At 72.5% G+C, this 25,494-nt stretch carries 20 protein-coding genes; 6 read left to right on the top strand and 14 right to left on the bottom strand.

The window, feature by feature from the left end:
• Positions 1-194: 194 nt before the first annotated feature.
• Together IE124_RS29310 and IE124_RS29315 are read left to right on the top strand one after the other, a co-directional pair.
• Entirely contained in the window at positions 195-1,871 is a 1,677-nt protein-coding gene (locus IE124_RS29310; RefSeq protein ID WP_189512091.1) for a rhamnogalacturonan lyase B N-terminal domain-containing protein, read from the top strand.
• Between the two features lie 92 nt (positions 1,872-1,963).
• Positions 1,964-3,478, top strand: coding sequence for a carboxylesterase/lipase family protein (locus IE124_RS29315; RefSeq protein ID WP_189512093.1), 1,515 nt, complete (start codon positions 1,964-1,966; stop codon positions 3,476-3,478).
• A 77-nt stretch (positions 3,479-3,555) separates the two neighbouring features.
• Here the strand turns inward: IE124_RS29315 and IE124_RS29320 are convergent, their stop codons facing one another.
• The 12 genes from IE124_RS29320 to IE124_RS29375 all read right to left on the bottom strand — a co-directional run bounded on the left by IE124_RS29320 (position 3,556) and on the right by IE124_RS29375 (position 17,538).
• Positions 3,556-4,692, bottom strand: a complete 1,137-nt coding sequence (locus IE124_RS29320) for a pectinesterase family protein (RefSeq protein ID WP_189512095.1) — start codon at positions 4,690-4,692, stop codon at positions 3,556-3,558.
• A gap of 105 nt (positions 4,693-4,797) precedes the next feature.
• The gene (locus IE124_RS29325; RefSeq protein WP_189512097.1) at positions 4,798-6,093 is read right to left on the bottom strand and encodes a pectate lyase family protein; all 1,296 of its coding nucleotides are present in this window, start codon (positions 6,091-6,093) and stop codon (positions 4,798-4,800) included.
• A gap of 2 nt (positions 6,094-6,095) precedes the next feature.
• On the bottom strand, positions 6,096-6,941 hold the full coding sequence (locus IE124_RS29330; protein ID WP_189512099.1) for a rhamnogalacturonan acetylesterase: 846 nt from the start codon (positions 6,939-6,941) through the stop codon (positions 6,096-6,098).
• Positions 6,938-8,278: an ABC transporter substrate-binding protein gene (locus IE124_RS29335; RefSeq protein ID WP_189512101.1), complete on the bottom strand. Its 1,341-nt coding sequence runs from the start codon at positions 8,276-8,278 to the stop codon at positions 6,938-6,940. The genes IE124_RS29330 and IE124_RS29335 overlap by 4 nt, the downstream gene beginning before the upstream one ends.
• A gap of 198 nt (positions 8,279-8,476) precedes the next feature.
• Positions 8,477-10,027 carry a glycoside hydrolase family 43 protein gene (locus IE124_RS29340; RefSeq protein ID WP_229832978.1) on the bottom strand — a complete coding sequence of 517 codons (1,551 nt, stop codon included), beginning with the start codon at positions 10,025-10,027 and terminating at the stop codon, positions 8,477-8,479.
• Positions 10,024-10,875, bottom strand: a complete 852-nt coding sequence (locus IE124_RS29345; RefSeq protein ID WP_189512103.1) for a DUF6807 domain-containing protein — start codon at positions 10,873-10,875, stop codon at positions 10,024-10,026. The genes IE124_RS29340 and IE124_RS29345 overlap by 4 nt, the downstream gene beginning before the upstream one ends.
• A complete protein-coding gene (locus IE124_RS29350; RefSeq protein WP_189512288.1) occupies positions 10,872-12,035 on the bottom strand; it encodes a Gfo/Idh/MocA family protein in 1,164 nt (387 codons plus the stop codon). Before IE124_RS29350 ends, IE124_RS29345 begins: the two co-directional genes overlap by 4 nt.
• 47 nt (positions 12,036-12,082) lie before the next feature.
• Entirely contained in the window at positions 12,083-12,982 is a 900-nt protein-coding gene (locus IE124_RS29355; RefSeq protein WP_370468839.1) for a carbohydrate ABC transporter permease, read from the bottom strand.
• 14 nt (positions 12,983-12,996) lie between these two features.
• Positions 12,997-13,950, bottom strand: coding sequence for a carbohydrate ABC transporter permease (locus tag IE124_RS29360; RefSeq protein WP_189512107.1), 954 nt, complete (start codon positions 13,948-13,950; stop codon positions 12,997-12,999).
• Between the two features lie 110 nt (positions 13,951-14,060).
• Positions 14,061-15,821: an L-arabinonate dehydratase gene (gene araD, locus IE124_RS29365; protein ID WP_189512109.1), complete on the bottom strand. Its 1,761-nt coding sequence runs from the start codon at positions 15,819-15,821 to the stop codon at positions 14,061-14,063.
• Positions 15,818-16,720: a dihydrodipicolinate synthase family protein gene (locus IE124_RS29370; protein ID WP_189512290.1), complete on the bottom strand. Its 903-nt coding sequence runs from the start codon at positions 16,718-16,720 to the stop codon at positions 15,818-15,820. Before IE124_RS29370 ends, araD begins: the two co-directional genes overlap by 4 nt.
• Positions 16,721-16,887: 167 nt before the next feature.
• Positions 16,888-17,538: a GntR family transcriptional regulator gene (locus tag IE124_RS29375; RefSeq protein WP_141293686.1), complete on the bottom strand. Its 651-nt coding sequence runs from the start codon at positions 17,536-17,538 to the stop codon at positions 16,888-16,890.
• A 241-nt stretch (positions 17,539-17,779) separates the two neighbouring features.
• On the opposite strand from IE124_RS29375, the gene yicI reads away from it, so the two are divergent.
• From yicI to IE124_RS29390, 3 genes are read left to right on the top strand one after another with little or no spacing between them, the layout of a single operon-like run.
• Positions 17,780-20,029: an alpha-xylosidase gene (yicI, locus tag IE124_RS29380; protein WP_189512112.1), complete on the top strand. Its 2,250-nt coding sequence runs from the start codon at positions 17,780-17,782 to the stop codon at positions 20,027-20,029.
• 25 nt (positions 20,030-20,054) lie between these two features.
• The gene (locus tag IE124_RS29385; RefSeq protein WP_189512113.1) at positions 20,055-20,588 is read left to right on the top strand and encodes a VOC family protein; all 534 of its coding nucleotides are present in this window, start codon (positions 20,055-20,057) and stop codon (positions 20,586-20,588) included.
• A gap of 14 nt (positions 20,589-20,602) precedes the next feature.
• Positions 20,603-20,836, top strand: coding sequence for a hypothetical protein (locus tag IE124_RS29390; protein WP_189512115.1), 234 nt, complete (start codon positions 20,603-20,605; stop codon positions 20,834-20,836).
• 13 nt (positions 20,837-20,849) lie between these two features.
• Here IE124_RS29390 and IE124_RS29395 read toward each other — a convergent pair whose 3' ends face one another.
• Entirely contained in the window at positions 20,850-21,281 is a 432-nt protein-coding gene (locus tag IE124_RS29395; protein ID WP_189512313.1) for a hypothetical protein, read from the bottom strand.
• A 48-nt stretch (positions 21,282-21,329) separates the two neighbouring features.
• Here IE124_RS29395 and IE124_RS29400 point away from each other — a divergent pair, with 48 nt between their 5' ends.
• Positions 21,330-22,226: a helix-turn-helix domain-containing protein gene (locus tag IE124_RS29400; protein ID WP_229832980.1), complete on the top strand. Its 897-nt coding sequence runs from the start codon at positions 21,330-21,332 to the stop codon at positions 22,224-22,226.
• Positions 22,227-22,454: 228 nt separating this feature from the next.
• Here the strand turns inward: IE124_RS29400 and IE124_RS29405 are convergent, their stop codons facing one another.
• Complete coding sequence (locus IE124_RS29405) at positions 22,455-25,340, bottom strand: glycoside hydrolase family 3 C-terminal domain-containing protein (RefSeq protein WP_189512119.1); 2,886 nt, start codon at positions 25,338-25,340, stop codon at positions 22,455-22,457.
• Positions 25,341-25,494: the final 154 nt, after the last annotated feature.

Below are 25,494 nucleotides of genomic sequence, written 5' to 3' on the forward strand. Positions count from 1 at the left end.
CCCCAGGCACGCACTCTCGCCGCACCGGGTGGAAGCCCACGTACGTCCAGTACGTGGGCTTCCACCCGGCACGCCGAGAGCACGCACCAGACGCCGCGGGGCCGCCCTAGGGGCGACGACGGGAATGTGACGACACCCCCTAGGGGCAACCGGGAGCCGCCCCGTACCCCTCGTACCGAAGGAGCCGCACGCCGATGCGCTCGTACGACGACAGCACCTCCCAGCACCCCCTCCGCCGCCGCACCCTCCTCGGTGCGAGCGTGGCCCTCGCCGCCACCGCGGGCCTCGCGCCCGGCACCGCCTCGGCGGCCGGCTTCGGCTGGAGCGACGACGGCGCGCAGTACGTCGTCGACACCGGCGCCGGACTCGTGTTCAAGGTCTCGAAGTCGACCGGGGACCTCACGTCCCTCGTCTACAAGGGCACGGAGTACGAGGGGTACGGCGGCAAGCACTCGCACGTCGAGTCCGGACTCGGCGCCTCCACCGTCACCCTCGTGCAGACCGGCTCCACCGTCCTCGTCACCGTCGTCCACGGCACGCTCCGCCACTACATCGCGGCCCGCTCCGGCCTGAACAACGTCTATCTGTGGACCCACAAGGCCGACACGTCCTTCACCGCGACCCGCTTCATCGCCCGCCTCAAGCCGGGGATCTTCCCGAACGCGGGCCCCGACTCCTGGGTCGAGGGCGCCGACACCGTCATCGAGGCCGGGGACGTCTGGCAGCGCGCCGACGGCCACACCCGCTCCAAGCACTACTCCGGCGTCCGCGTCATGGACTACGACACCATCGGCTACACCACCGGCTCGGCCGGCCTCTGGATGGTCCGCTCCAACCACGAGAAGGCCTCGGGCGGCCCGTTCTACCGCTCGCTCCTCCGCCACTCCAACGAACTCGGCGTCGGCCTGTACGAGATCCTCCACTACAACCAGTCCCAGACGGAGGCGATGCGCTTCGGCCTCCAGGGCCCCTACCTGCTCGCCTTCACCGACGGCGGGACGCCCTCCCCGGCCCTCTTCGCCGCCAACCACGACACCTCCTGGGTCGACGGCCTCGGCATCCCCGGCTGGGTCGGCGCCGCGGGCCGCGGCCGGGTCGCGGGCGTCGGCCTCGCCGGCATGGACGCGGACCACCCGTACACCGTCGGCTTCGCCAACGCCGCCGCCCAGTACTGGACCCGCGCCACCGCCGGCACCGGCGCCTTCTCCTGCCGGGGGATGCTCCCCGGCACGTACACCCTCACCGTCTACAAGGGCGAACTCGCCGTCCACACCGGCACGGTGACCGTCACCGCCGGCGCCGCCACCGCCCTGCACACCCTCACCCTCACCAACGACCCGAGCGCCGCCCCCGCGATCTGGCGCATCGGCGACTGGGACGGCACGCCCGGCGGGTTCAAGAACGCCACCCTCATGACCTACGCCCACCCCGCCGACGTCCGGGCCGCGTCCTGGACCGGGAACGTCGTGCTGGGAGCCGGTGACGTCGCCGCCTCCTTCCCCTGCTACCTGTGGAAGGACGTCAACGACGGCGTCCTCGTGTACTTCAGGCTCACCGCCGCCCAGGCCGCCGCCGCGCACACCCTCCGGATCGGCGTCACCACCGCCTTCCTCAACGGCCGGCCCCAGGTCACCGTCAACGACTGGGTCTCCGCGATCCCCTCGCCCCCGGCCCAGCCCTCGACCCGCTCGCTGACCAACGGCTCCTACCGGGGCAACAACCACACCTTCACCTACGTCGTCCCGGCGAGCGCCTGGAAGACCGACCCGAGCCAGTACAACGTCCTGAAGCTGAACGTCGTCAGCGGCTCCACCGGCACCGGCTTCCTGAGCGCGGGCACCGCGTTCGACTGCGTCGACCTGCTGCCCTGAGGGGCGGGCGCCCGCGATTGACATCGGTGGTGCGTGAATCGTCATGATCTTGGTGTTGGTGCGGGCGAAGGGCCGGATGACACGCTTGACCCATGGACATCTTCAAGACGACGCACGGTGCGGTACGGGGCTTCCGGGCCTCCGACGAGGTCGTCGCCGTGCTCGGAATCCCTTACGCCGCACCGCCGTTCGGCGTCCACCGGTTCCGGGAGCCCGCCCCGGCGGCCCCGTGGGCCGACGTACGGGACGGTACGGCCTTCGGCCCCGTCGCCCCGCAGTCGGCGGAACTGCCCGGCGCGCCCGGCTGGTCGCCGGGCGACGAGGACGTCCTCACCGTCAACGTCTGGACCCCGGCCCCGGACGGCGGCTCCCTGCCCGTCCTCGTCTGGATCCACGGGGGCGCCTACACCTTCGGCTCCTCGGCCCAGCCCGACTTCGACGGCCACGCCCTCGCCCGCGCCGGACTGGTCGTGGTCACCCTCAACTACCGCCTCGGCTTCGAGGGGTTCGGGCACATCCCCGCCACCGGACCCGCCGCCGACGGCACCGCCCACCCCGACAACCGCGGCCTGCTCGACCAGGTCGCCGCCCTGCGGTGGGTGCGGGAGAACATCGCCGCGTTCGGCGGCGATCCCGGCAACGTGACGGTGGCCGGCCAGTCCTCGGGGGCGGCCTCGATCGCCTGCCTCATGGTGATGGACCGGGCACGCGGACTGTTCCACCGGGCCGTCCTCCACAGCCCGGCCAGCCCCTGCTACACGCCCGGCATCGCCGCCGCGACCACGCGCGAGGTCGCCGCCGCGGCGGGCCGCCCCGCCACCCCCGAGGGCCTTGCGGCGGCGACGCCGCTGGACCTCGTCACCGCCTCCGACCAGGTGGTCGACGACTACCGGCGCGATCCCGCCTCCGGCTCCCGCCACTACGATCCCTCGCTGTACGCCCCCGTCCTCGACGGGGACGTCCTGCCCACCGACCCCCTCACGGGCCTCGCGGAGGGCGCGGGCCGGGACGTGGACCTCCTCGTCTGCCACACCACCGAGGAGTACTGGCTGCTCGACGCCGTCGGCAGCTGCGCGAAGGTCACCACCGGAGAGCAACTGGAGCGCTTCGCCGAGGACTTCGGCACACCTGAAGGGCTCGTCGCCGGCTATCGCGCCGCGCTGCCCGACGCACCGGTGCTCGACGTCTACCTGGCGGTCTTCGGCGACCTCCTGTTCGGCGAGTACGCCTGCCGGCTCGCCGAACAGCACGCGTGGGCCGGCGGCAGGACGTTCCTGGCGCGCTTCGACCGGCGGCGCACCGGACCCGACGGAGCGGTCCGGGCCTGGCACTGCGCGGACGTCCCCTTCGCCTTCGGCACCATCGACAAGGAGTGCGCGGCCTTCCTCATCGGCGGCGCCCCCACCCCCGCCGACCACGACCTCGCGGCCCGGATGGTGGGCGCCTGGGCCGGTTTCGCCGCGACCGGAGAGCCGGGCTGGCCGCCGTTCGACGCCGCCACCGGACGGGCCGAGGTGTGGCGGACCGACGACACCGATGACGGCGATGGGCCCGCCCACCTCCGTGCGCTCTGGGCACAGGCGGACTTCCCCCTCCTGCGGGCGTGAACGGCGAGGCACCCGGACCCCGTCGGGGCCGGGTGCCTCGCGCGTCCCTGTCGGGGCCAGGTGCCTCGCGCTCCCCGTCAGGCGAAGGCCCTCCGGGGCTCCCAGTCCCCGAGGTACGTCCCACGGGTCGCCGTCGCCGCCTCGGCGGCGCCGAGCTGGGGGCGGTTCTCCGGGACGGTGACCGTCGCGCCCCGGCCGCTGTTGCGGTACTCCGCGAAGCGCTGAGCCTGCCAGGGGTGGGCGTCGCGCATGTTCGCGTACGGGGCGACGGCGTCGATCCCGGGGCCGAGGACGCTGTCCCGGACCACGAGCGACGGCCGGGCGGTCGTGTCCGAGCTCGGTACCCAGGGCCTGGCCAGCTTGTAGTAGCCGTCGGGCGCCTCGCTGGTGATCCGGCAGCGCGAGGCCAGGAAGCCGTACGGGTTGGGGCCCGCCGTCGACGGGGCGAAGACGAAGCCGTACGGGGCGCCCGCCAGGTCGGTGCGGACCAGCGTACGGAAGTGGCAGTGCTCGAAGACCGCCCGGGCCCGGCCGAAGACGAAGTCGACGTCACCCTCGACGTAGCAGTGCGCGAAGTACTGCCGGGCGAAGGACGCCAGGGACGTCGAGTCCGCGTAGAGCGTGTCCTGGTGGCCGAGGAACCGGCAGTGGAAGAACGCCGAGCGGTCACCCTGCGCCTTCAGCGCGACGGCCTGCGTGCCGGGGTTCCCGGGGAGGTCGGTGCGGAGGAAGTCGTTGGCGAAGGTCACCCCCTGGGCGGTGAAGCCGTCCGCCTGCACGGTGGTCGTCGCGGAGCCGCTCGTGCCGTAGGTGCCGCCCTCGGGGCGGGGAGTCCCGGCGGCGTTGTCGTACACCACGACGACGTCCCGGGGGTCGCCACTCGCGCCGATCCAGGTCATGCCGGTGCGGGCGGCGCTCACGACGACCGTCTCCCGGTACGTCCCGGGGGCCAGCACCAGCGTCCAGCCGGCGCCGCTCGCGGCGGAGACCGCGGCCTGGACGGTGGTGTGGTCGCCGCGGCCGCCGGGGTGCACGTACAGCGTCCGCCCGGTGAGGCGGGCGGCGGGCGAACCGAAACGGCCGAAGGGCCTGCCCGACAGCGGGGAGGCGCCCGCCGCCGGGGCGGGCAGGGCCAGGGCGACGGCCGCGCCGAGACCGGCGGTGAGCAGGGCGCGGCGGCCGGGGGCGGCGCTTCCGGGGTGGTGCGAGGGCATGCGGGTGCTCCTTCGCTGGACGAGGGGGAGAGGAGTGGCGAGGAGAGAGAAGGGAGAAAGGAGGCCGGGGAGGCGCGTCGGCCCCGGCCTCCTTTCGCTCGGGGGTCAGCGCAGGCGGCCCGCGCCCGCGCGGTGGTCGACGAGGGCGGGGACGGCCCTCGGGTGGTCGACACGGGTGCGCAGCACCGGCGTCCAGCCCGCGTCCCCGCGCAGGATCTCCGCGGGGAACTGCTCGTTGTGGACGGCGAGCAGGTCGACCGGGCGGCCGTTGACGTAGTTGCCGGAGGTCGTGACCGGCGCGTCCTTCCACTTCTTCAGGATCTGCCCGGCGGGCACGTCGGAGGCGAGAGTGAAGGCGTTCTTCTCCGCGACGAGCTGCGACTCCTGGCCGATGCCGAGGCTGTAGACGTAGGACGGACCCGCCACCACGAAGTGGTTGTTGTACGCGTCGACCTGGCCGAAGCGCACCCGGGGCGCCCGCTCCACGACCTTGTCGAAGAGGTTGTGGTGGAGGGTGACGCGGAGCCTGCCCCGGTCGGTGGCGCCGGCGCTGTCGCTGTTGCCGATCATCAGGGTCTTGTCGTGGTCGGTGAAGACGTTCCACGAGGCCGTGACGTAGTCCGCGCCGCGCACGACGTCCAGCTCGCCGTCGTGCTGCTGGTAGACCTCCCCGTAGTACGAGGGCAGCGAACTGTCCGGGTGGGCCCCGTCGGTGAAGGTGTTGTGGTCGATCCAGACGTGCGTGGAGCCGTACACGACGAGGCTGTCGTACTCGGAGTTCCACGCCCCGGTCGCGCCGTCCGTCGGGTCCCACTGCGGGAAGCAGTCGAGGGGGCTCTCCAGGGTGAGGTTGCGGACGATGACATTGTCCACGCCCTGCACCTGGAGGCTGCCGCCGGTGATCCCCGCGTGCCTCCCGACACCCACGATCGTGGTGTTCGCCGGCACCTTCACCTTGATGGCCTCGCCCTGGTCGGTGGCGGAGGCGGCGCGCAGGTCCTCCTGGGGGCCGGTGACCTCGTTCTCGTACCCCCAGACCGCCGGGTCGTAGTCGGCGAGGTAGCGGGCGAAGTCGTAACCGGGGGCCTCGAAGGCGGCGCAGCCCTCGGCGGTCGCGTCCAGCGTGCCCCGCACCTTCACGATCCGGGGCTCGGTGCCGGGCGCTTCGAGCGCGGCGCGGAACTCGGCCCAGGTGGTGACGGTGAAGACCCGGGAGGCGTCGGCGGCGGACCCGCCGGTGGTGCCCGTGCCCTCGGCCGCCCAGCCGTCGCCGGCCGGCAGGGTCGCCCTCGCCGGGTCCACGGCTGGGCGGTGGCCGGTGTGGGCGCCGGCGGCGGGCGCGGTGACCGTCAGGGCGAGGGCGGTCGCGGCCACCACTCCCAGCTGCTTGCTTCGGTTCACGGTCAGCTCTCCTCGGAAACGGTCCAGGTGATCCGGTCGGTGGGTATCTCGTCGTCCAGGCGGCACGTCTCGCGCGGTGCGAGGACGTGCGTGCGGAGCAGCTCGGCGGTGACGAGGCGGGCCACCTCGATCGCGCCGGGCGGGTTGAAGTGGGTGTTGTCCTGCTCGGTCGCGGTCCAGTTGAAGTACGTCTTCGTGGCCTCGGGGCCGAGCTCCTGCCACAGGGCGAGCGACAGCGCCTCGATGTCGAGCAGCGGGACGTCCGACTCCAGGGCGGTCTCCCGCATCGCCGCCGGATAGGCGCCGTGCGTGCGCAGCGCCGTGCCGTCGGCGGCGAACTTCCGCCGCTCGACGGAGGTGGCGAGCACCGGGAGGGCGCCCCTGGCCCGCGCGCCCTCGACGAATACCCGCAGGTTGTCCTGGTAGGTGGTCCACGGCTCGGTGTAGCGGGTGGGGTCGGCGGTCTTGGCGTCGTTGTGGCCGAACTGGACGAGGAGCAGGTCGCCGGGGCGGATCGTCGTCAGGATCGCGTCGAGCCGGCCCTCGTCGAGGAAGCTCTTGGTGCTGCGTCCGTTGACCGCGTGGTTGGCGACGGTCAGCCCCTTGTGGAGGAAGAAGGGCAGTGCCATGCCCCACCCGGTCTCGGGCGCGGCGTCGGCGTACTTCTGGGCGGCCGTGGAGTCGCCCGCGACGTGAACGGTGCGCATGCGGGGGCGTCCTCGGGGAGGGAGTCCCTGGGGAGAGGGTCCCGGGGAAGGGAGTCCGTGGGAACGGGCGGTGGGCGCCCCGGCCAGGGCGAGCGCGAGGCCCGCCCCGGCCGTGACCACCGCGCGGCGGCCGACGCTCACTTCTTCTGCTGCTTCCACTCGGCCTGGGCCGCGTTCAGCTGCTCGGCGAGAGCGTCGAGGAACTCCTTGGCGGTGGCCTTCCCGAGCAGGACCTTCTGGAAGCCGGCCTCGTTGTCGGCCTTGGAGATGGTGTTCCAGTCGGGCAGGTAGTACGGCAGCTGCACGATCGCGGCCTTGCCGCTGAAGAGGACGTCGGCGGCGAGCTTGGTCGGCTCGGCCTCCTGGAGCCACGCGTCCTTCGCGGCCTCGGTGTTGGCGGGGATCGCGCCGGCGGACTTGTTCCACTTGCTGTTGGACTCGTGGGAGGCGGCGAACTCGATGAACTTCCAGGCGGCGGCCTTGTTCTTGCTCGTCGAGAAGAGGCCGAGGCCGTCGACCGGGTTGGAGACCTGCACGCGGGTGCCGTCGTCCAGGGTCGGGTTCGGGATGCCCCGGAACTTCTCCGTGCCGAGCGCCTTCACGTGGTCCTGGTACGAGCCGAGGTTGTGGTTCAGCATGCCGATCTCGCCGCTGTCCCACTGCGCGACCATCTTGGTGAAGTCGTTGTTGACGTCGGCGGCCGGCGTCGTCCTCTTGAACAGGCCGGCGTACTTCTCCAGGGCCGCGACGTTCTTCGGGTCGTTGACGGTGGTCTTGTCGCCGTTCCAGAAGTCGGTGATGCCGCTCTGGCCGTACATCGCGTCCAGGGCCTGCGCGATGGAGCCGGCGCCACCGCGGATCGTGTAGCCGAAACGGTTCTTGTCCCTGGCGGTGAGCTTCTCCGCCGCCGCGTAGAACGCCGACCAGGTGGTGGGCTCGGCCAGGCCGGCCGCCTTGAACAGGTCGGTGCGGTAGTAGAGGACGCCGTTGCTGGCGGAGGTCGGGACGGTGAACAGCTTGTCCTGGCCGCCGGCGGCCTTGACGCTGTCGACCATGCCGGTGTTCAGCTTGCCCTTGAGCGCGCTGTCCTCGACCCGCGCGTCCAGCGGCTCCAGGGCGTCCTGGGCGGCGATCCCGGCGAGCATGGCCGCGCCGACGCCGCCGACGTCCGGCAGGGCGCCGCCCTGGATGGCGGTGTCGTACTTGGACTGCACCTCCTTGGAGGCCACGCCGACGTACTCGACGTCGATGTCCGGGTTCGCCTTCTCGAAGTCCGCGATGATCTCCTTCCAGACATCGGTGCGGACGCCGCCGTTGTTGTCCCAGAAGGTGATCTTGCCCTTGCCCGATCCCTCCGTACCCTTGTCGCCGCCCGCGCCGCTGCCGTCGTCACCGCAGGCGGTGGCGGTCAGGGCGAGGACACCGGACAGGGCGAGGGCGACGGCGGCTCTGCGCCGTCCGCCGGGGAAGATGGTCATCGTCGGCTCTCTTCTCTCGGGGTCTTGCGGGGATGGGGATGGGGATGGGGATGGGGATGGGGTGGGGATGTGGGGGAGTACGGGGAGTGACACGAGCCGTGGGTCGGCGCGTGGGTGACGTGAGCCGTGGGGCGGCTCGGGGGTGACGTGAGCCGTGGGGCGGCTCAGGGGGTATGTGAGCGTGCGCCGTGGGGCCGCTCAGGGAGTGACGCGGAAGTCCGAGAACACGGCCGTCCCGGCGTGTCCCGAGCCCTCCGGTGCCCCCGCGAACAGGCCGAGCAGCGCGCCGACCCAGCGCCAGGGGGTGGCGGCGAACTCCGGGCCCAGCGGGACCGGACCGTCATCGGTGCCGTCGGAGGAGTACGAGAATCGGCAGCGCGCGTCCGCCGTGACCTCGATCCGCAGCAGGACCCGGCCCCCGGCCACCGGCCGCGAGCGGGCCGCGTCCCGCTCGGTGTGGGCGTTGGCCGGGGCGAACCGGTGCGCCAGCCGGACCGTGCCGTCCCGGGCGCGCTCCAGGCCGATCCAGGCGTACGCGTCGCCCAGGACCACGAGGCCCGCGCGGGCCCCGGCGGCCTCGCCGTCCAGCCGCAGCCCGACCTCGACCGCGCACGCCCGGGCCGGCAGCCGCTGCGTGAGCACGTGCGGAACGCTCCGCAGGTCGTCGAGCCGGTCCGTACGCACACAGCCGAGGCGCAGGCCGTCGCCCGCGTGCTGGGTCGCCCAGCCCTCGTCCGGATTGGCGGTCCACTGCCACTGGCGGCCGAACCGCCCGCCGGGGAAGGTGTCGTCGACCGCCGGCCGCGACGGCGGCTGCTCCGGCAGGTCCGGCTTGCGGTGGACCCGGACGGGCGCGCCGCCGTCGCCGAGCACCGGCCAGCCGTCCGCACCCCAGCGCATCGGCTGGAGGTGGACGAGCCGGCCGTGCGCGCCCGACTGCTGGAAGTGCAGGAACCAGTCCTCGCCGTGCTGGGTGCGCACCCAGCCGCCCTGGTGGGGGCCGTTGACGTCGGTGTCGCCCTGCGCGAGGACGGTCCGCTCCTCGTACGGGCCGTGGAACGACCGTGACCGGAAGGCGCCCTGCCAGCCCGTGGCCACGCCCCCGGCCGGGGCGAGGATCCAGAACCAGCCGTCGTGCCGGTAGAGCTTTGGGCCCTCCAGGGTGAACCAGCCCGGGATCCGGTCGGCGTCGACGAGGACCCGGCCCTCGTCGAGGACCTTCGTGCCGTCGGGGCTCATCCGGTGCCCGGTGAGCCGGTTGTTGAACCCGGCCCGGGACTTCGCCCACCCGTGGACGAGGTACGCCTCGCCGGACTCCTCGTCCCACAGGGGGCAGGCGTCGATCAGCCCGAGCCCCGACTTCACCAGGTGCGGGGCGGTCCACGGCCCTCGCACCGAGGCGGCGTTGACCTGGTAGATCCCGTGGTCGGGATCGCCCCAGAAGATCCAGAACCGGCCGTCGTGGTGCCTGAGCGAGGGGGCCCACACCCCGCGGTCGTGCCGGGGCGCGGTGAACGCGGCCGCCGGTTCGAGCCGCTCCAGGGCATGGCCCACGATCGTCCAGTTGACCAGGTCCCGGGAGTGCAGCAGCGGGAGGCCGGGGGCGCGGCCGAAGCTGGACGCCGTCAGGTAGTAGTCCTCGCCGGCCCGGACCACGTCCGGGTCCGACCAGTCGGCCGCGAGCACGGGATTGCGGTACGTGCCGTCGCCCAGGTCGCCGGTGTCGGCCCGGCCGGCCGGGCGGGTCACGAGGCCACCGCCTTGCGGACCAGGGCGGCGGCGCCGGACCGGTCGAGCCGGCCGTCGGCGACGACGGTCACCACCCGCCGTACGAACGTCTCCCCGGCGGGCACCGGCAGCCGGCCGTCGTGGGCGAGGGACGAGCCCACGCCCGGGTACTCGGCGGCCCGCACGAACCACGGGTCGCGGCGGGTCGTCTCCGTCGCCCCGGCGAAGACCAGGGTCCAGCCCTCGCCCGCGAGCGCCACCCAGTCGGAGCGGGCGCCGTGGACCGACTCCTCGTCGTCCGCGCCGGATTCCGCGCCGAAGACCACGGGCACCGCCGCCTCCTTGGGCGCGCGCCAGAAGAAGCCGCCGTACGCGGCCCCCGGCCGGCCGTTCGTCGCGGGGCTGCCGACCGACAGGTCCCGCCCCGACACGTTGGCGAGGGAGAAGGTGAGGTCGAGCGCCCAGGCGGTGTCCGTGAGGGCGGTGGCCGCCACGGTCCGGTGCTCGCGCAGGAGCCGTTCGCCCGCCGCCCACCAGGTCAGCTCCTCGACGAAGCCGTCCGGGTCGCACAGCTTGAACCCGTCGTGGCGCTGCACGCCGTGGTTGTCGAGCTCGACCGAGCCGCGGCCCCGGACGAAGGTGCGCCCGCCCCAGAAGTTGTGGCCCGCGACGTCGGGGACGGCGACCCCCGCCCCCAGGTGGTGCGGGTGGTCCTCGGGCACGGTCTCGGTCACGACCCGCCCGCCGAGGGTCGTCACCGGGTGCAGGTACGGCCGGGGGGAGTGGTCGAGGGCCAGCGGGGGCCGGGTGGTGTAGCGGGCGACGGTGCGGCCCGCGCACCGCAGGAGGGTCGGCCGCTCGGTGGTCATCGGACCCCCGCCCGGGTCGACGGCGCCCAGGCGGCGCCGAGTTCGGAGAAGAGCCGCAGCTCGTCGGCGCTCGCGTCGACCAGGGCGTCGATCCCGTCGACGACCCGGCGCGGCGCGCTCTCGCCGGGCTCGCCGTGCCAGTGCCCGGCCGGCACCTCCAGCGGATCCGGAGCGGTGCGGACCGCCTCGACGACCCGCATGAACGCACCGGTCTCCGCCGGTGGCACCCACAGCGGCTCGCCGTCCGTGACATGGGCGACGAGGTTCTCCAGGAGGTCGGTCCGCCCGTACTCGGTCTCCACCGGGCCGTGCCCCGCCCGCTGCACGAGGACCCGGTCCTGCCGGTACCAGAAGGTGATGCGGCCCTGGCTGCCGTGGACGACGACGTACGGCTCCGAGGACTTCTCGGCGCAGAGCGTCGCCGCCACCGTCACCTGCGTGCCGGCCGCCGTCACGACCCGCACGCACGAGGTGTCGTCGGACTCGATGGCGTTGGCGTGGTGCAGTTCGGTCTCGATGTGCTCGACGTCCTCGGCCCGGGTGGAGCCGGAGAGCGCGAGCGCGGTGGCGACGGCGTGCGCGAGGGGGTTGGTGAGCGCCCCGTCGACGACGTCGACCCCGCCGAGGCGCCGGTGCCCCGCCCAGGGAGCGCGCCGGAAGTAGGCCTCGTCGCGGACCCAGGCGCCGGCGGCGCCGACCCCGAGGAGCTCGCCGATCGCGCCCTCCTCGACCATCCGGCGGATCGCGGGCACCGCGTGCGAGCCGAGCGACTGGAAGCCGATCTGACAAGCGACCCCGGCGTCGGCGACCCCGTCGGCCATCCTGCGGAACTCCGCGAGCGAGGGGGCGGGCGGCTTCTCCAGGAGGATGTGCGCGCCGTGCCGGGCGGCGGCGAGCGTCATGTCGGTGTGGGTCTGGATGGGCGTGCTGAGCACGGCTATCCGGGCACCGGTCGAGGCGAGGAGAGCCTCGAAGTCGTGGGACTGCTCCGGGTCCCCGATGCCCTCCAGCTCGGCCGCGTCCAGCGGGCGCAGCTCGCAGACCCCGGCGAGGCGGACGAGGCCGCGCTCTTCGAGACGGCGGATGTTGAGAAGGTGGCTGCGGCCGTGGCCGCGGGCGCCGGCGAGGACGACGGGCAGCGGGGTGCGTGCGGTGTTCATGGCTTCCTTGTCGAGGGTCGTCCGGGTGCTGCTCACCTCTGTGCTGGTCATCCCTTCACCGCCCCGGCGCTGAAGCCGGTGACCAGCCACTTCTGGATGAAGGCGAAGACGATGACGACGGGGACGGCGGCGATGACCCCGCCCGCGGCGAGCGCGCCGAGGTCGACGCTGTCGGCTCCCATCAGGGTGTTGAGGCCGACCGGGATCGTCTGCTTGGACTGGCTGCTCAGGAACATCAGGGCGAAGAGGAAGTGGTTCCAGGCGTGGACGAAGGCGAAGGAGCCGACGGCGACGAGCCCGGGCCGCAGGAGCGGCAGGACGACGATCCGGAACGCGGAGAAGCGGTTGCAGCCGTCGACCCAGGCGGCCTCCTCCAGGGAGTACGGCACGTTCCGGATGAAGCCGCTGATGAGGATCATCGACAGCGGGAGCTGGAAGACCGTCTCGGCGATGATGACCGAGCCGAGGGAGTTGATCATCCGCAGCTCGGCGAAGATCTGGAAGAGCGGGACGAGCAGCAGGGCGCCCGGCACGAACTGCGAGCAGAGCAGGGCCAGCATGAAGCCCTTCTTGATCCGGAAGTCGAAGCGCGCGAGGGCGTAACCCCCGGCCAGGGCGACGACCGTGGTCATCACGAGCACCGCGACGCCGATGAGCAGGCTGTTCTGGAAGAAGACGCCGAAGCTGCGCTCCGTCCACACCTTCTCGAAGTGGTCGGTGGTCATCGGCCAGGGCAGGAGCGAGGTGGAACCGGCCGGGCGCACCGCGAACAGCAGGATCCAGTAGAAGGGGACCAGCGTGAAGACGAGGTAGATCCCGAGCGGCAGGTAGATCTGCCAGCGGGGGACCTCGTCCCAGGCCGGGCGGCGCTTGCGACCTGCGGTCGGCGGGGTCCGGTCGAGGGGCGGGGGTGCCTGCGCGGCCCCGGGGGCGGGGGCGGCGGTCAGGGTGGACTCGGCTGTCACTTGCCGTCGCCTCCGAACTTGCTCAGGCGCAGATAGACCATCGAGCAGAAGAGAAGGATCACGAACGCCACCGTGGTGAGGGCGGAGGCGTATCCGAAGTTGTGGGCGTCGACGCTGGTGTGGGCGATGTACAGCGGGAGGGTGGTCGTCTCGCCCGCGGGGCCGCCGCCGGTCAGTGTGTAGAGCAGGTCGACGTTGTTGAACTCCCACACCGCGCGCAGCAGCGTGGACAGCACGATCGCGTCCCGGATGTGGGGCAGCGTGATGTGCAGGAACTGGCGGATCCGGCCCGCTCCGTCGACCTCGGCCGCCTCGTACAGGTCCTTCGGTACGGACTGGAGGTCGGCCAGGATGAGGATGGCGAAGAAGGGCACCCCGCGCCAGAGGTCGGCGACGATCGCCGCGGGGAAGACGGTCGCGGTGTCGGAGAGCAGGGACGTGCCGTACTCGCCGATGCCCAGGTCCGCCAGGTAACGCGTGATGCCGGTCTGGGAGTTGTAGAGCAGCACCCAGATCGCGGAGGTGAGCACGCCCGAGACGGCCCACGGCGAGAAGACGAGGGCCCGGCCCAGGGCGCGGCCCACGAAGGTCTGGTTCACGATCAGGGCGAGGGCGAGGCCGAAGAGCAGCTGGAGCGTCACCTCGACCACGACCCACTTCAGGCTGAAGGACAGCGTCCCCCAGAAGTGCGGGTCGTCGGTGAAGATCCGGGTGAAGTTGTCGAGGCCGGCGAAGCCGTTCCGCCAGGGTTTGGTGGGGTTGTAGTGCTGGAGGCTGTAGTAGAAGACGCTGAGCACCGGGTAGGCGATGAAGCCCAGCATCAGCAGTCCGGCGGGGGCGATCAGGAGATACGGCAGTCGGCGGGGGGCCGCTCCCGTGCGGCGGCGCCTCCGTGCCGGATCGGCCTGGGGCTTTCCGGCCTGGGGCGGTGAGGTCACAGCTGAGGCCATGACGGCGGCTCCGTTCTCGGTGAAGCGCTTCGCGAACGACGTTCGAGATTTCGGACAGGGGGGGCGAGGGGGAGGTGCGGACGGGTCGGGGGGTGCTCCGAGCGGCGGGCTCAGCCCGCGTACGGATCGGGGGTGGTCCCCGGCCTGGCCAGGAACGCGAAGTCGCAGCCGGTGTCGGCCTGGGAGATCTGCTCGATGTAGAGCGCGCCGTAGCCGCGCTCGTACCGGGCCGGAGGAGGCGTCCACGCGGCCCTGCGGCGGTCCATCTCCTCTTCCGCGACGTGCAGATGGAGGGATCGGGCCACGACGTCGAGGGTGATCGTATCGCCCGTACGGACGAGGGCAAGGGGTCCGCCGACATGCGACTCGGGCGCCACGTGCAGCACGCACGCCCCGTAGCTCGTCCCGCTCATCCGGGCGTCCGAGATCCGGACCATGTCCTTCACCCCCTGCTCCAGGAGATACGCGGGGATCGGCAGCATCCCGTACTCCGGCATGCCCGGACCGCCCTTGGGGCCCGCACCGCGCAGCACGAGCACATGCTCGGCGGTGATGCCGAGAGCCGGGTCGTCGATGGTCCGCTGCATGGTCCGGTAGTCGTCGAAGACGACCGCGGGACCCGTGTGCTTCAGCAGCCGCGGCTCGGCGGCGATGTGCTTGATCACCGCGCCGTCCGGACAGAGGTTGCCGCGCAGCACGGCCACCCCGCCCTCGGCGGCCAAGGGCCTGTCCCGGTCCCGGATCACGTCCTCGTCGTGGACGAGCGCCCCGGCGAGCTGCTCGCGCAGGGTGGCGTGCGAGACCGTCGGCCGGTCCAGGTGCAGCACATCCGTGAGCCGCGACAGGAAGCCCGGCATCCCGCCCGCGAAGTGGAAGTCCTCCATGAGGTACCGGCCGCCGGGCCGGAGGTTCGCCAGGACCGGGACGGTCCGCGCGATCCGGTCGAAGTCGTCGAGCGTGAGCTTCACCCCGGAGCGCCCCGCCATCGCGATGAGATGGATCACCGCGTTCGTCGAACCGCCGAGCGCCAGGACGGCGGCGACCGCGTCCTCGTACGCCTCCCGGGTCAGCAGCCGCGACAGCCGCAGGTCCTGCCGTACGAGCTCCACGATCCGCAGCCCCGAGGCCGCGGCCATCCGGTCGTGGCCCGAGTCCACCGCCGGCACCGAGGAGGCGCCCGGCACGGTCACGCCCAGGGTCTCCGCGGCGGCGGTGAGCGTGGAGGCCGTCCCCATCGTCATGCAGTGGCCGGGGGAGCGGGCCAGGCCGTTCTCCAGCTCGGCCATCTCGCAGTCGCCGATCCGCCCCGCCCGCTTCTCGTCCCAGTACTTCCACATGTCCGTACCGGAACCGAGGGTCTCGCCGCGCCAGTGGCCGGGCAGCATCGGGCCGGCCGGCACGAAGACGGTCGGCAGGTCGACGGAGGCGGCGCCCATGAGCAGCGCCGGTGTCGTCTTGTCGCAACCGCCCATCAGGACCGCCCCGTCCACCGGGTACGAGCGGAGCAGCTCCTCCGTCTCCATCGCGAGGAGGTTCCGGTAGAGCATCGGGGTGGGCTTCTGGAAGGTCTCCGAGAGCGTGGAGACCGGGAATTCGAGCGGGAAGCCGCCCGCCTGCCACACACCCCGCTTCACGGCCTGCGCGCGGTCGCGGAGGTGGACGTGGCAGGGATTGATGTCGGACCAGGTGTTGAGGACCGCGATCACCGGCTTGCCGAGGTGCTCCTCGGGCAGGTAGCCGAGCTGGCGGGTGCGGGCGCGGTGGCTGAACGAGCGGAGCCCGTCGGTGCCGTACCACTGGTGGCTGCGCAGCTCCTCGGGGCGCCGGGGGGCACCGGGCTCGGGGCGCCGCGGGGCGGTCGGCTCGCTCATGCCGGCCAGCCGGCGGCTATCGCGGCGACCTCGGCCCGCTCGCTCTCCGGGAGTTCCCGGCTCGGCGGGCGGATGTCGCGGCGGCACAGGCCGAGGGAGGCGAGGGCCTCCTTGACGACGGTCACGTTGTCGGCGCTGCCGTTCGCGGCGCGCAGCTCCTCGAAGCGGCGGATCCGCTCCCACACCTTCATCGCGGTCGGGTAGTCGCCCGCCCGCAGGGCGTGCAGCATCTCCAGGGAGAGCGCGGGGGAGACGTTGACGAGGCCGGAGGTGAAGCCGGTCGCGCCGCTCGCGAAGTACGAGGGGGCGTACGGCTCGGCGAGCCCCGCGACCCACACGAAGCGGTCGAGGCCCGCGTCCCGGGCGAAGCCGGCGAACCGGGACGCGTCCGGGACGGCGTACTTCACGCCGACGACGTTGGGGCAGGCGGCGCCGAGCTCGGCGAGCCGGGCGCCGGTCAGGAGCGGGTTGCGGATGTACGGGACGACGCCGAGCTCCGGCACGGCCTCGGCGATGGCCCGGTGGTAGTCGACCCAGCCGCTCTCGGAGACGTACGGGTGCACGGGCTGGTGCACCATCAGCATGTGGGCCCCGGCGGCGCGGGCGTGCCGGGCGGCCTCGACGGCCGTCGGTACGTCGTGGCCGACACCGACCAGGATCACCGCGCGGTCCCCGGCCTCCTCGACGGTCGCCTCGGTGAGGGAGCGGCGCTCCTCGGGGGTGAGGGCGTAGAACTCGCCGGTGTTGCCGTTCGGCGTGAGGGTGCGGACGCCGCCGTCGAGCAGCCGGCGCAGCAGCGCCCGGTGGGCGACGGTGTCGACCGAGCCGTCCTCGGCGAACGGGGTGACGGGGATGGCCACCACGTCGGCGAGGGCGGCTCTCAGGGTTGCGAAGTCGATGGTCGCGGGCTGCGCGGTGACGGGCTGTGCGGTTACGGTCTGTTCGGCCACGGGCTGTGCGGTTACGGTCTGTTCGGCCACCGGCTGTGCGGTTACGGTCTGTTCGGTCACAGGCTGTGCGGTCGCGGTCTGTTCGGTCACGGGATCCTTGCTCACTGGTCGTTCGCTCACTCGTCGTTCAGGGCGGACTGGGGGAAGGCGCGCTCGACGAACGAGGCGATGTGGTCGTGCACGGCCCGGCCGGCTCCCTCGACATCGCCCGCGGCGGCGAGCCGCAGGATCTCCTCGTGCTCCGAGGCCTCGCGCTCCCAGGAGGGCACGGCCGCCCAGGCGACCGTGGAGACCAGGGCCGCCTGGTCGCGGACCTCGTCGAGCATCCGGCCGAGCAGCGGATTGCCGCAGGGCAGGTAGAGCGCACGGTGGAAGTCGCGGTTGGCGAGCGACCGTTCGGCCGGGTCCTCGGCCCCGGCGGCCCGGCGCAGTGCCTCGTGCGCCGCGTCCAGCGGGGCGGCGGAGGCGACGGCGCGGCGGACCGCCTCGGGCTCCAGGAGCAGGCGTACGTCGTAGACCGCGCGGGCCATGTCCGCGTCGACCATCCGGACCGTGACGCCCTTGTACTGGCTCATCACCACGAGCCCGCTGCCCGCGAGGGTCTTGAGCGCCTCGCGCACCGGCGTCTTCGACACCCCGAAGCGCGCGGCGAGTTCGGTCTCCACGAGCGCCTGGCCGGGTCTGAGCCCTCCGGTGAGGATGTCGTGCTTGATCGCCTCCAGGACGTACTGGGTGCGGGACGGGATGGGGCTGGGGGCGAAGGCCATGGAGCACTCTCAGATCTCGTGTATCGCGTCTCATATATGACGTACGAAGTGCAACGGGCATGAAGCTAGGGGGGCGTTCGTGTTTCGTCAATGCTTCGCGCAGGGTTCGTGAAAGCGTTTTCTATACGAAGGGGTCCGGTGGGGGTCCGGGGACCCTCAGGGGCTGGTTCGCCGTTTTGTTTTCTGGGATAACTATTGAGGGCTCCGCGGAGCCCCTCCGCCCCCATCCCCAAGGACCAGCATGAAGTTCACCGACGGCTTCTGGCTGATGCGCGAGGGCGTCCACGCCTCGTACGCCACCGAAGTCCGCGACCTGCGCGTCGAAGCCGACCGCTTCACCGCCTACGCCTCCGTCAAACGGGTCGCGACCCGCGGCGACACCCTGAACTCGGCGCTCCTGACCGTGGAGTGCCGGTCGCCCGCCGAGGGCGTGATCGCGGTCCGCGTCACCCACCACGCGGGGAGGGCCCACCGGGGGCCGGACTTCGTCCTGGCCGACGGCGATTCCGCTTCCGGTGCCGTCGTGGTCGAAGGGCCGGTCGTCGAACTCGCCTCCGGACCGCTGCGGCTGCGCCTCGACCGATCGGCGCCCTGGGCCCTGGAGTTCCACGAGGCCGGCGGCCGGAAGCTCACCGAGGCGGGCCGCAAGGGCACCGCGTTCGTCACCACGGCCGACGGCGCCCACCACATGGCCGTCCAGCTCGCGCTCGGCGTCGGCGAGCAGGTCTACGGACTCGGCGAGCGCTTCACGCCCTTCGTGCGGAACGGCCAGAGCGTCGACATCTGGCAGGCCGACGGCGGCACCAGCAGCGAACAGGCCTACAAGAACATCCCGTTCTACCTCTCCTCGCGCGGCTACGGCGTCTTCGTCAACCACCCCGGCCGGGTCTCCTTCGAGGTCGGCTCGGAGGCCGTCGGCCAGGTCCAGTTCAGCGTCGAGGACCAGAGCGTCGAGTACGTCGTCGTGGCCGGCCCGACGCCCAAGGACGTCCTCGCGCGCTACACCGCGCTCACCGGCCGCCCCGCCCTGCCCCCGCCCTGGTCCTTCGGCCTCTGGCTCACGACCTCCTTCACCACCCGCTACGACGAGGAGACCGTCACCTCCTTCGTCGACGGCATGGAGGAGCGCGGCATCCCGCTCTCCGTCTTCCACTTCGACTGCTTCTGGATGCGCGAGTACCAGTGGTCGGACTTCCGCTGGGACCCCGAGACCTTCCCCGACCCGGCCGGCATGCTGGCCCGGCTGAAGGCGCGGGGCCTGCGCGTCGGCATGTGGATCAACCCGTACATCGCGCAGAAGTCCGCCCTCTTCGAGGAGGGCAGAGAGCGCGGCCATCTGGTGAAGCGGCCGAACGGCGACGTCTGGCAGTGGGACCTGTGGCAGCCAGGCATGGCCCTCGTCGACTTCACGAACCCCGATGCCAGGACCTGGTTCCAGGACAGGCTGCGGCCCCTGCTCGCGCAGGGCGTCGACTGCTTCAAGACCGACTTCGGCGAACGGATCCCCACCGACGTCGTCTGGCACGACGGCTCGGACCCCGAGCGGATGCACAACTACTACGCCCAGCTCTACAACCGGACCGTCTTCGAGCTCCTGGAGAAGGAGCGCGGCACGGGCGAGGCCGTGCTGTTCGCGCGCTCGGCGACCGCCGGCGGCCAGCAGTTCCCCGTCCACTGGGGCGGCGACTGCTGGGCGTCCTTCGAGGCGATGGCGGAGTCGCTGCGCGGCGGACTCTCGCTCTCCCTCAGCGGCTTCGGCTTCTGGAGCCACGACATCGGCGGCTTCGAGGGCACACCGGAGCCCGAGGTCTTCACACGCTGGCTCTCCTTCGGCCTGCTCTCCTCGCACAGCAGGCTGCACGGCAGCGACTCCTACCGGGTGCCGTGGGAGTTCGGAGAGACGGCCGTCGAGGTCGCGCGCCGCTTCACCCGGATCAAGCACCGGCTCATGCCGTATCTGTACGGGGTGGCCGCCGAGGCCCACGCCACGGGCGTCCCCGTCATGCGCCCCATGCTGCTCGAATTCCCGGACGACCCGGCCTGCCGGACGCTGGACCGGCAGTACATGCTCGGCCCCGACCTGCTCGTCGCCCCGGTGCTCACGGCCGGCGGCGAGGTGGAGGTGTACGTCCCCGAGGGGGAATGGACCCACCTCCTCACGGGCGAGACGGTCACCGGCCCTTGCTGGCGCCACGAGACCCACGCACTCGACAGCCTCCCGCTGTACGTCCGCCCTGGCGCGGTCCTGCCCCTGGGCGCGGACGACTCCCGCCCGGACGGCGACTGGCTCGACGGCCTGACGCTGCTCGTGGCCCCGGGCGCGGCCCCCGGCACGACGACCACGGTCTCGGTCCCCGACCACGGGGGCGCCCCGGCGGCGGTCTACCGGGTGACACGGACACCGGAGGGCCCGAGGACGACGGTGACGGGCACGGGCCTCCCGTACGGCGTACGGATCCTTGGCCCTGCGGGCATGGAGGACGAGCACTGACCTAGATGCGTCCTAGCGTGGCCACATGAGCGACGACGCACACGCCACACCCGCCACCCCCGTCCGGGCCGTCCCCGAGGGCTACACCACCGTCACGCCCTGGATCATCGGGGCCGACACCGCCGGCCTGATCGACTACCTGGAGCGGGCCTTCGGCGCCGAGGACCTGGGCCGGTTCGTGATGGAGGACGGCACGATCGGCCACGCCGAACTACGGATCGGCGACGGCCGGATCATGGCCTTCGACAGCCCGCCCGGCTGGGCGCCGACACCCGCGTTCGTCCGGCTGTACGTGGACGACGCGCGGGCCGTCCACCGGCGCGCGGTCGAGGCGGGCGGCACCTCCGTCACCGAGGTCACCCACCTCTTCTTCGGCGACCTCGTCGGCCGCGTCCGCGACCCCTTCGGCAACCTCTGGTGGATCCAGACCCACATCGAGGACGTCGACGAGCAGGAGATGACCCGCCGCCTCACCGACCCCGTCTTCACGAAGGCCATGGAGTACGCGCAGAACGCGCTGTACTCCCCGGGCCAGGAGGACGGCGACCCCGACGCGTAGGCGAGGTGGCGTCGGTGGCGTGCCGGCCACTGCCTTCCTCGCCCGTCCTGTCGGTGGTCACCAGTGCGATGAACTCCAGCCGGACGGCGAACGTGGCGTGCCCCGTGGCCGCGGTGTGCCCCTCGCAGCCGGCCGCGCCGGTCCCGGGCTGTGGCGTGGGCATCGACTCCCAGGCGCACCCGCCGTCCATGCAGAGCGCGGTCATGGTGAGCTCGGACTCCGGTCCGCCGTGCCTGACCAAGCGGTAGACCGGCGCGACCGTCACGGCCCCTCGTGGGGGTGGTTGCGGATCTCGATCCGGAAGTCCGCCGCCGCGGAATGGTCGTGCGCCCGGAGGCAGTGCCGCTCCCGCTCGGCCGCGACCGCGCACGTGGCGCAGCCCGGAACCGGCACGGCCGGTGGCAGGGGGTCCGCCGACAGCACCACAGGGGGCTCCTGACGGACCTGGTGTACGCGGGTCGCCGCCGGGACCGGGGTGCTGAGCACGCGGATCAGCGCGTGCTCGTCCCCGGTCGGAGGGCGCAACTGCGACGGCGCCGCCGTCCACGCGGTTCCCCCGCCGGGCCGTTGCAGATGGACGACCTCGCCGTCCCAGGCGGTCACCTTCCCGAGGCGGGGGTTCCCCTCGGGTGTGTCTGCTGCCATGAACGTGCCGAGGTCGGGGGTCGGGCCGGGGCGGTCGCTTTCGGGCATGGGTGGGTGCTCCTCTCCGTAGTGGACTCACTACCAGGAGCACCCAGCGTGACCTATATTCGGGAGGTCTTCAAATCTTCAACCGATGTCTCCAGAAGGAGAGTTGTGGTCAATCGGAAGGAGCTGGACCCGGACAGTGGGGTCGTGGCGGCATACGGCGCACGTTTGCGCAGGCTGCGAGAGGAGCGAGGCTGGAAACAGGAGGACCTTGCGGCGCGAACCTCGTACTCGGGAAAGCACATCTCTGCTGTCGAAACCGCTCGCAGGTCTCCAACTCTCAAATTGTCGCGTGAGATCGACTCCGCCCTCGGTGTGACGGGAACGGCCCCGTCGTTCGAGCGCGAGTGGCGGAAGATGCGGGACGGGGTGTTTCTGGAAGGCTTCCCCGAGTACGTCCACTACGAGCGCCAGGCCGTCGAGATTCGCATGTTCGACATCGGGGTCGTTCCGGGGCTTTGCCAGACCGTCGAGTATGCGGAGGTGCTGGCGGCGTTCAACGTCGAGCGGGGATCCGTCACGGCCGAGCAGGCGGTGCAGAGGGTGGACCTTCTGTGTGAGCGACAGCAGCTTCTGGACCGCCGGCGACCGCCCCTGCACTTCGTCGTGTTGGACGAGAGTTGCCTCCGTCAGATGGTCGGTGGCCCCGAAGTCATGGCCGCGCAGCTCGACCACCTCGTCGAATTGGCAGCGCGCCCGTTCACGTTCGTCCAGGTGGCACCGTTCAGCATGGGAGAGAGGCGTCCGTCCCACATGCCGTTGACCCTTCTGACCTTGGCCGATCGGTCCATGCTCGCCTACACCGAATCGCAGGCCAGAGGTCACCTGGAACGTGAGGGCGCCACGTTGTCCTACCTGAATGCGACCTACCATCGACTTGCGGCGGAGGCCCTCTCCCCTGCGGCCTCATTGGCCATGATCAAAGATCTCCGGCAGGGCCTGCTGTGACGGTTGGCCCGCGCGTGAGCAGGGCCCGGCAGCGGATCGATCCGGTGGCGGGCGGTGGCCGTCGGCGGACTCGTCGGCTGGGGGTCGTCGACGACCTCGGGTGGGGGACGACGTCCGCCAGGCCGTCGAGAAGCGAAGGCGCGGAGCCTGAGTCTCACCGCGCGGTGCTCGTGACGGGGGCGGCCCGGCACCTTAGGGTCCGGTGCCGGGCCGCTCTTCGGTGGCCGGTCAGCCGGTGAACGTCAGGTGGGCCAGGCGCAGGGGGCCGTGCAGGGTGGCGTGGAGGTCCACGACGTCCTGGGTGAAGAACGGGGCGCCGACGGTCCGGTAGGCGTACGGGCCGCCCGTGTCCGGGACCTCGACGCGGGCCAGGAGGGTGCCGTCCGGGAGTGTCAGGTCGAGCGTGCCCTCTCCCGCCACCGCGACGGCCACCTCCGTCACCCCGTCCGCGAAGTCGCAGCAGCGGTAGACGAGGGTGCCGGGCCCGTCGGGTGACGACGGGCTCACCGCGTCGCCCCGGACCTTCGTACGGTCCACGATCACCGTGCCCGACTGCTCGTCGTAGTCCGCCGCCGCGAGGCCGTCCACGAGGACCGGGCGCGGGCCCGGAGCCGTACCCGAGACCTCGACGCGGACCGTGCGGCGCAGGTCCGCGCTGGACGCGCCCGCCTGGATCTCGTACGCGCCGGTCTCGACCGTCCATCGGCCGCGCGCCACGTCCCAGAACCCGAGCGACTCCAGCGGCACCGCGAAGTCGAGAGTGATGGACGCACCGGGGGCGAGGTGGACGCGCTCGTGCGCGAGGAGCTCGCGGTGCGGGCGCGGCACGGAAGGGGCCACGGCCCGCGCGTACACCTGGACGACCTCGTCGGAGGCGACGGCGCCCGTGTTCGCCACCGTGCAGGAGATCCGTACCGTCTCCCCGTCGACGGCGGCCGTCAGCTCCTCGTACGCGAAGGTCGTGTACGACAGGCCGTGGCCGAACGGGTAGAGCGGCGCGCCGTCGAAGTACAGGTACGTCTGGCGCCCGCCGATCACGTCGTAGTCGAGCATCCCGGGCAGATCGGCGTCGGCCGCGTACCAGGTCTGTGGGAGCCGGCCCGCCGGGGAGACGTCGCCGGCGAGGATCCGGGCGAGCGCCGTGCCCGCCGCCTGGCCGCCGTGCGCCGTCCACAGCAGGGCCGGGAGCGTCGCGGCCGCGTCCGGCACCGCGTACGGGTAGGAGGAGACCAGGACGAGCGCCGTCCGGGGGTTCGCGGCGTGCGCGGCCCGCCACAGCCGGTCCTGCTGGGCGGGGAGCGCGAGCGTCGTGCGGTCCTCGGTCTCCCGCCCGTTGACGTGCGGGTCGTTGCCCGCGACGACGATCACCACGTCCGCGCCGGCCGCCGCCCGGGCGACCGCCTCCTCGCCCCGCTCGACGGTCTCGACCGAGAACACCTCGGCGGATCCGCGGTCGGCGGCAACCTTCACGCCGTCGGCGGCGACAGAGACGTAGCCACCCGTCCCGAGGTGCAGAAGGAGGTGACCGTGCCCGTCCTCTTGGCTTTCGAGCCGGAAGGTCTCCTGGACGACCCAGCCACCGGGCTCGTCCGCCGAGGCGCGGACGAAACCGTCCTCGGCCACCGACAGGTACCGGCCGTCGGGGGCGCGCAGGGTCAGCACGCCGTCGCCCCAGTCGATCAGGTCCAGCTCGGAGCCCTCCGCGTCGGCGGTGAGCGGCGGCAGGTCGGTGCGGCCGGCGATCAGGGCCGGGTCGAGCGAGCCGTCGACGTCAGGGACCGTGCCCTGGCTGCCGTCCGAGCCGGGGGACCCGCTCTCCGCCACCCGCAGCCGGGTGCCGGACGCCGTGCGCAGCCGTATCCGGTCCACGCCCTCGGCGAAGGTCACCCGCTCCGGCCCGAAGCGGTCCCGCAGTCCGTCGAGCGGGGTGGAGCGGTGGAGGAGCGAACCGCTGTACCAGTCCAGCTTGGCGGCGTCCGCGAGCAGGCCGACGACGGCGATCCGGATCCCCTCCGTCGCCGGGACCGGCAGGAGCGGAGGCTCCTCGCCCAGCGGCTCGTTCCTGAGCAGCACGACCGCCGCCTCCGCCGCCTCCCGGGCCAGCTCCCGGTGCTCGGGGGTGTCGAACCGGCTCTCGTCCGCGTACGGGTCGAGCTCCGGGTCGAACTCGCCGAGGAGGCACCGCACGGTCAACTGCCGCCGTACCGCCCGGTCCACGTCCGCCCCGTCGATCAGCCCGCGATCCAGCGCCCCGCGCAGCCGGCCCAGGACCACCGAGGCGTCCGTCCCGTGGTCGGTGAAGGAGTCGACGCCGGCGCGCAGCGCGGCCGCCAGGGCCTCCTCGTGCGTGGCGAAGTAACCCTGGGAGTCGGCCAGGTTGGACGGGGCGCCGGCGTCGGAGCAGACGAGCAGCTCCTGGTCCGTCCAGTTCCGCAGCTCCTCCTCCAGATACGGGGAGAGGTGGTTGGGCCGGCCGTTGACCAGGTTGTACGCGGGCATCACCCCGGCCACCGCGCCCGCCTCGACGGCGCCCCGGAAGGCCCGCAGGTCGTACTCGCGCAGGACGCGGGGGCGTACGGACGCGGAGGAGGTGTCGCGCGCCGCCTCGTTGTTGTGGGCGAGCCAGTGCTTGAGGACCGGGGCGGTGCGCCAGTACACCGGATGGTCGCCGCGCAGCCCGCGGGTGAACGCGGTCGCTATCGCGGAGGTGAGCGCGGGGTCCTCCGCGTATCCCTCCTCGCCCCGGCCCCACAGCGGGTTGCGCAGCAGATTGACCGTCGGCGACCAGACGTTGAGGCCGACCCGCCCGTCCTTGGCGCGCATCGCCCGGGTCTCGCGGGACACCGCCTCGCCGACCCGACGGACCAGCTCCGTGTGCCAGCTCGCGCCGAGCCCCACGGCCTGCGGGAAGACGGTCGCGGGGCCCGACCAGGCGACGCCGTGCAGGGCCTCCTGCCCGGTGCGGAAGGCGGCGAGGCCCAGGCGCTCGACGCCGGGCGTGAACTGGTGGAGCAGGGCGAGGCGTTCGTCGGCGGTGAGCCGGTCGAGCAGGTCGTCGACGCGCCGGGCGACGGGCAGGGCCGGGTCACGGAAGGGCGGCCGGTGTGCGGTCACGTGGGAGTCCCTTGGCAGAGGAGGGCGGGGAGAGTTTCGAAGCGCTTCGATGCTCCGTGGGCGGCGAGTGGGTGTCAAGGAGTCATGATGGCCCACTTCCCTTACCCCCAGGGTCATTTGAGGCGCAGGTGCCTGGATGGGAAGCCCGAGAAAC

This window comes from Streptomyces narbonensis (assembly GCF_014649015.1).
GTDB lineage: Bacteria > Actinomycetota > Actinomycetes > Streptomycetales > Streptomycetaceae > Streptomyces > Streptomyces narbonensis.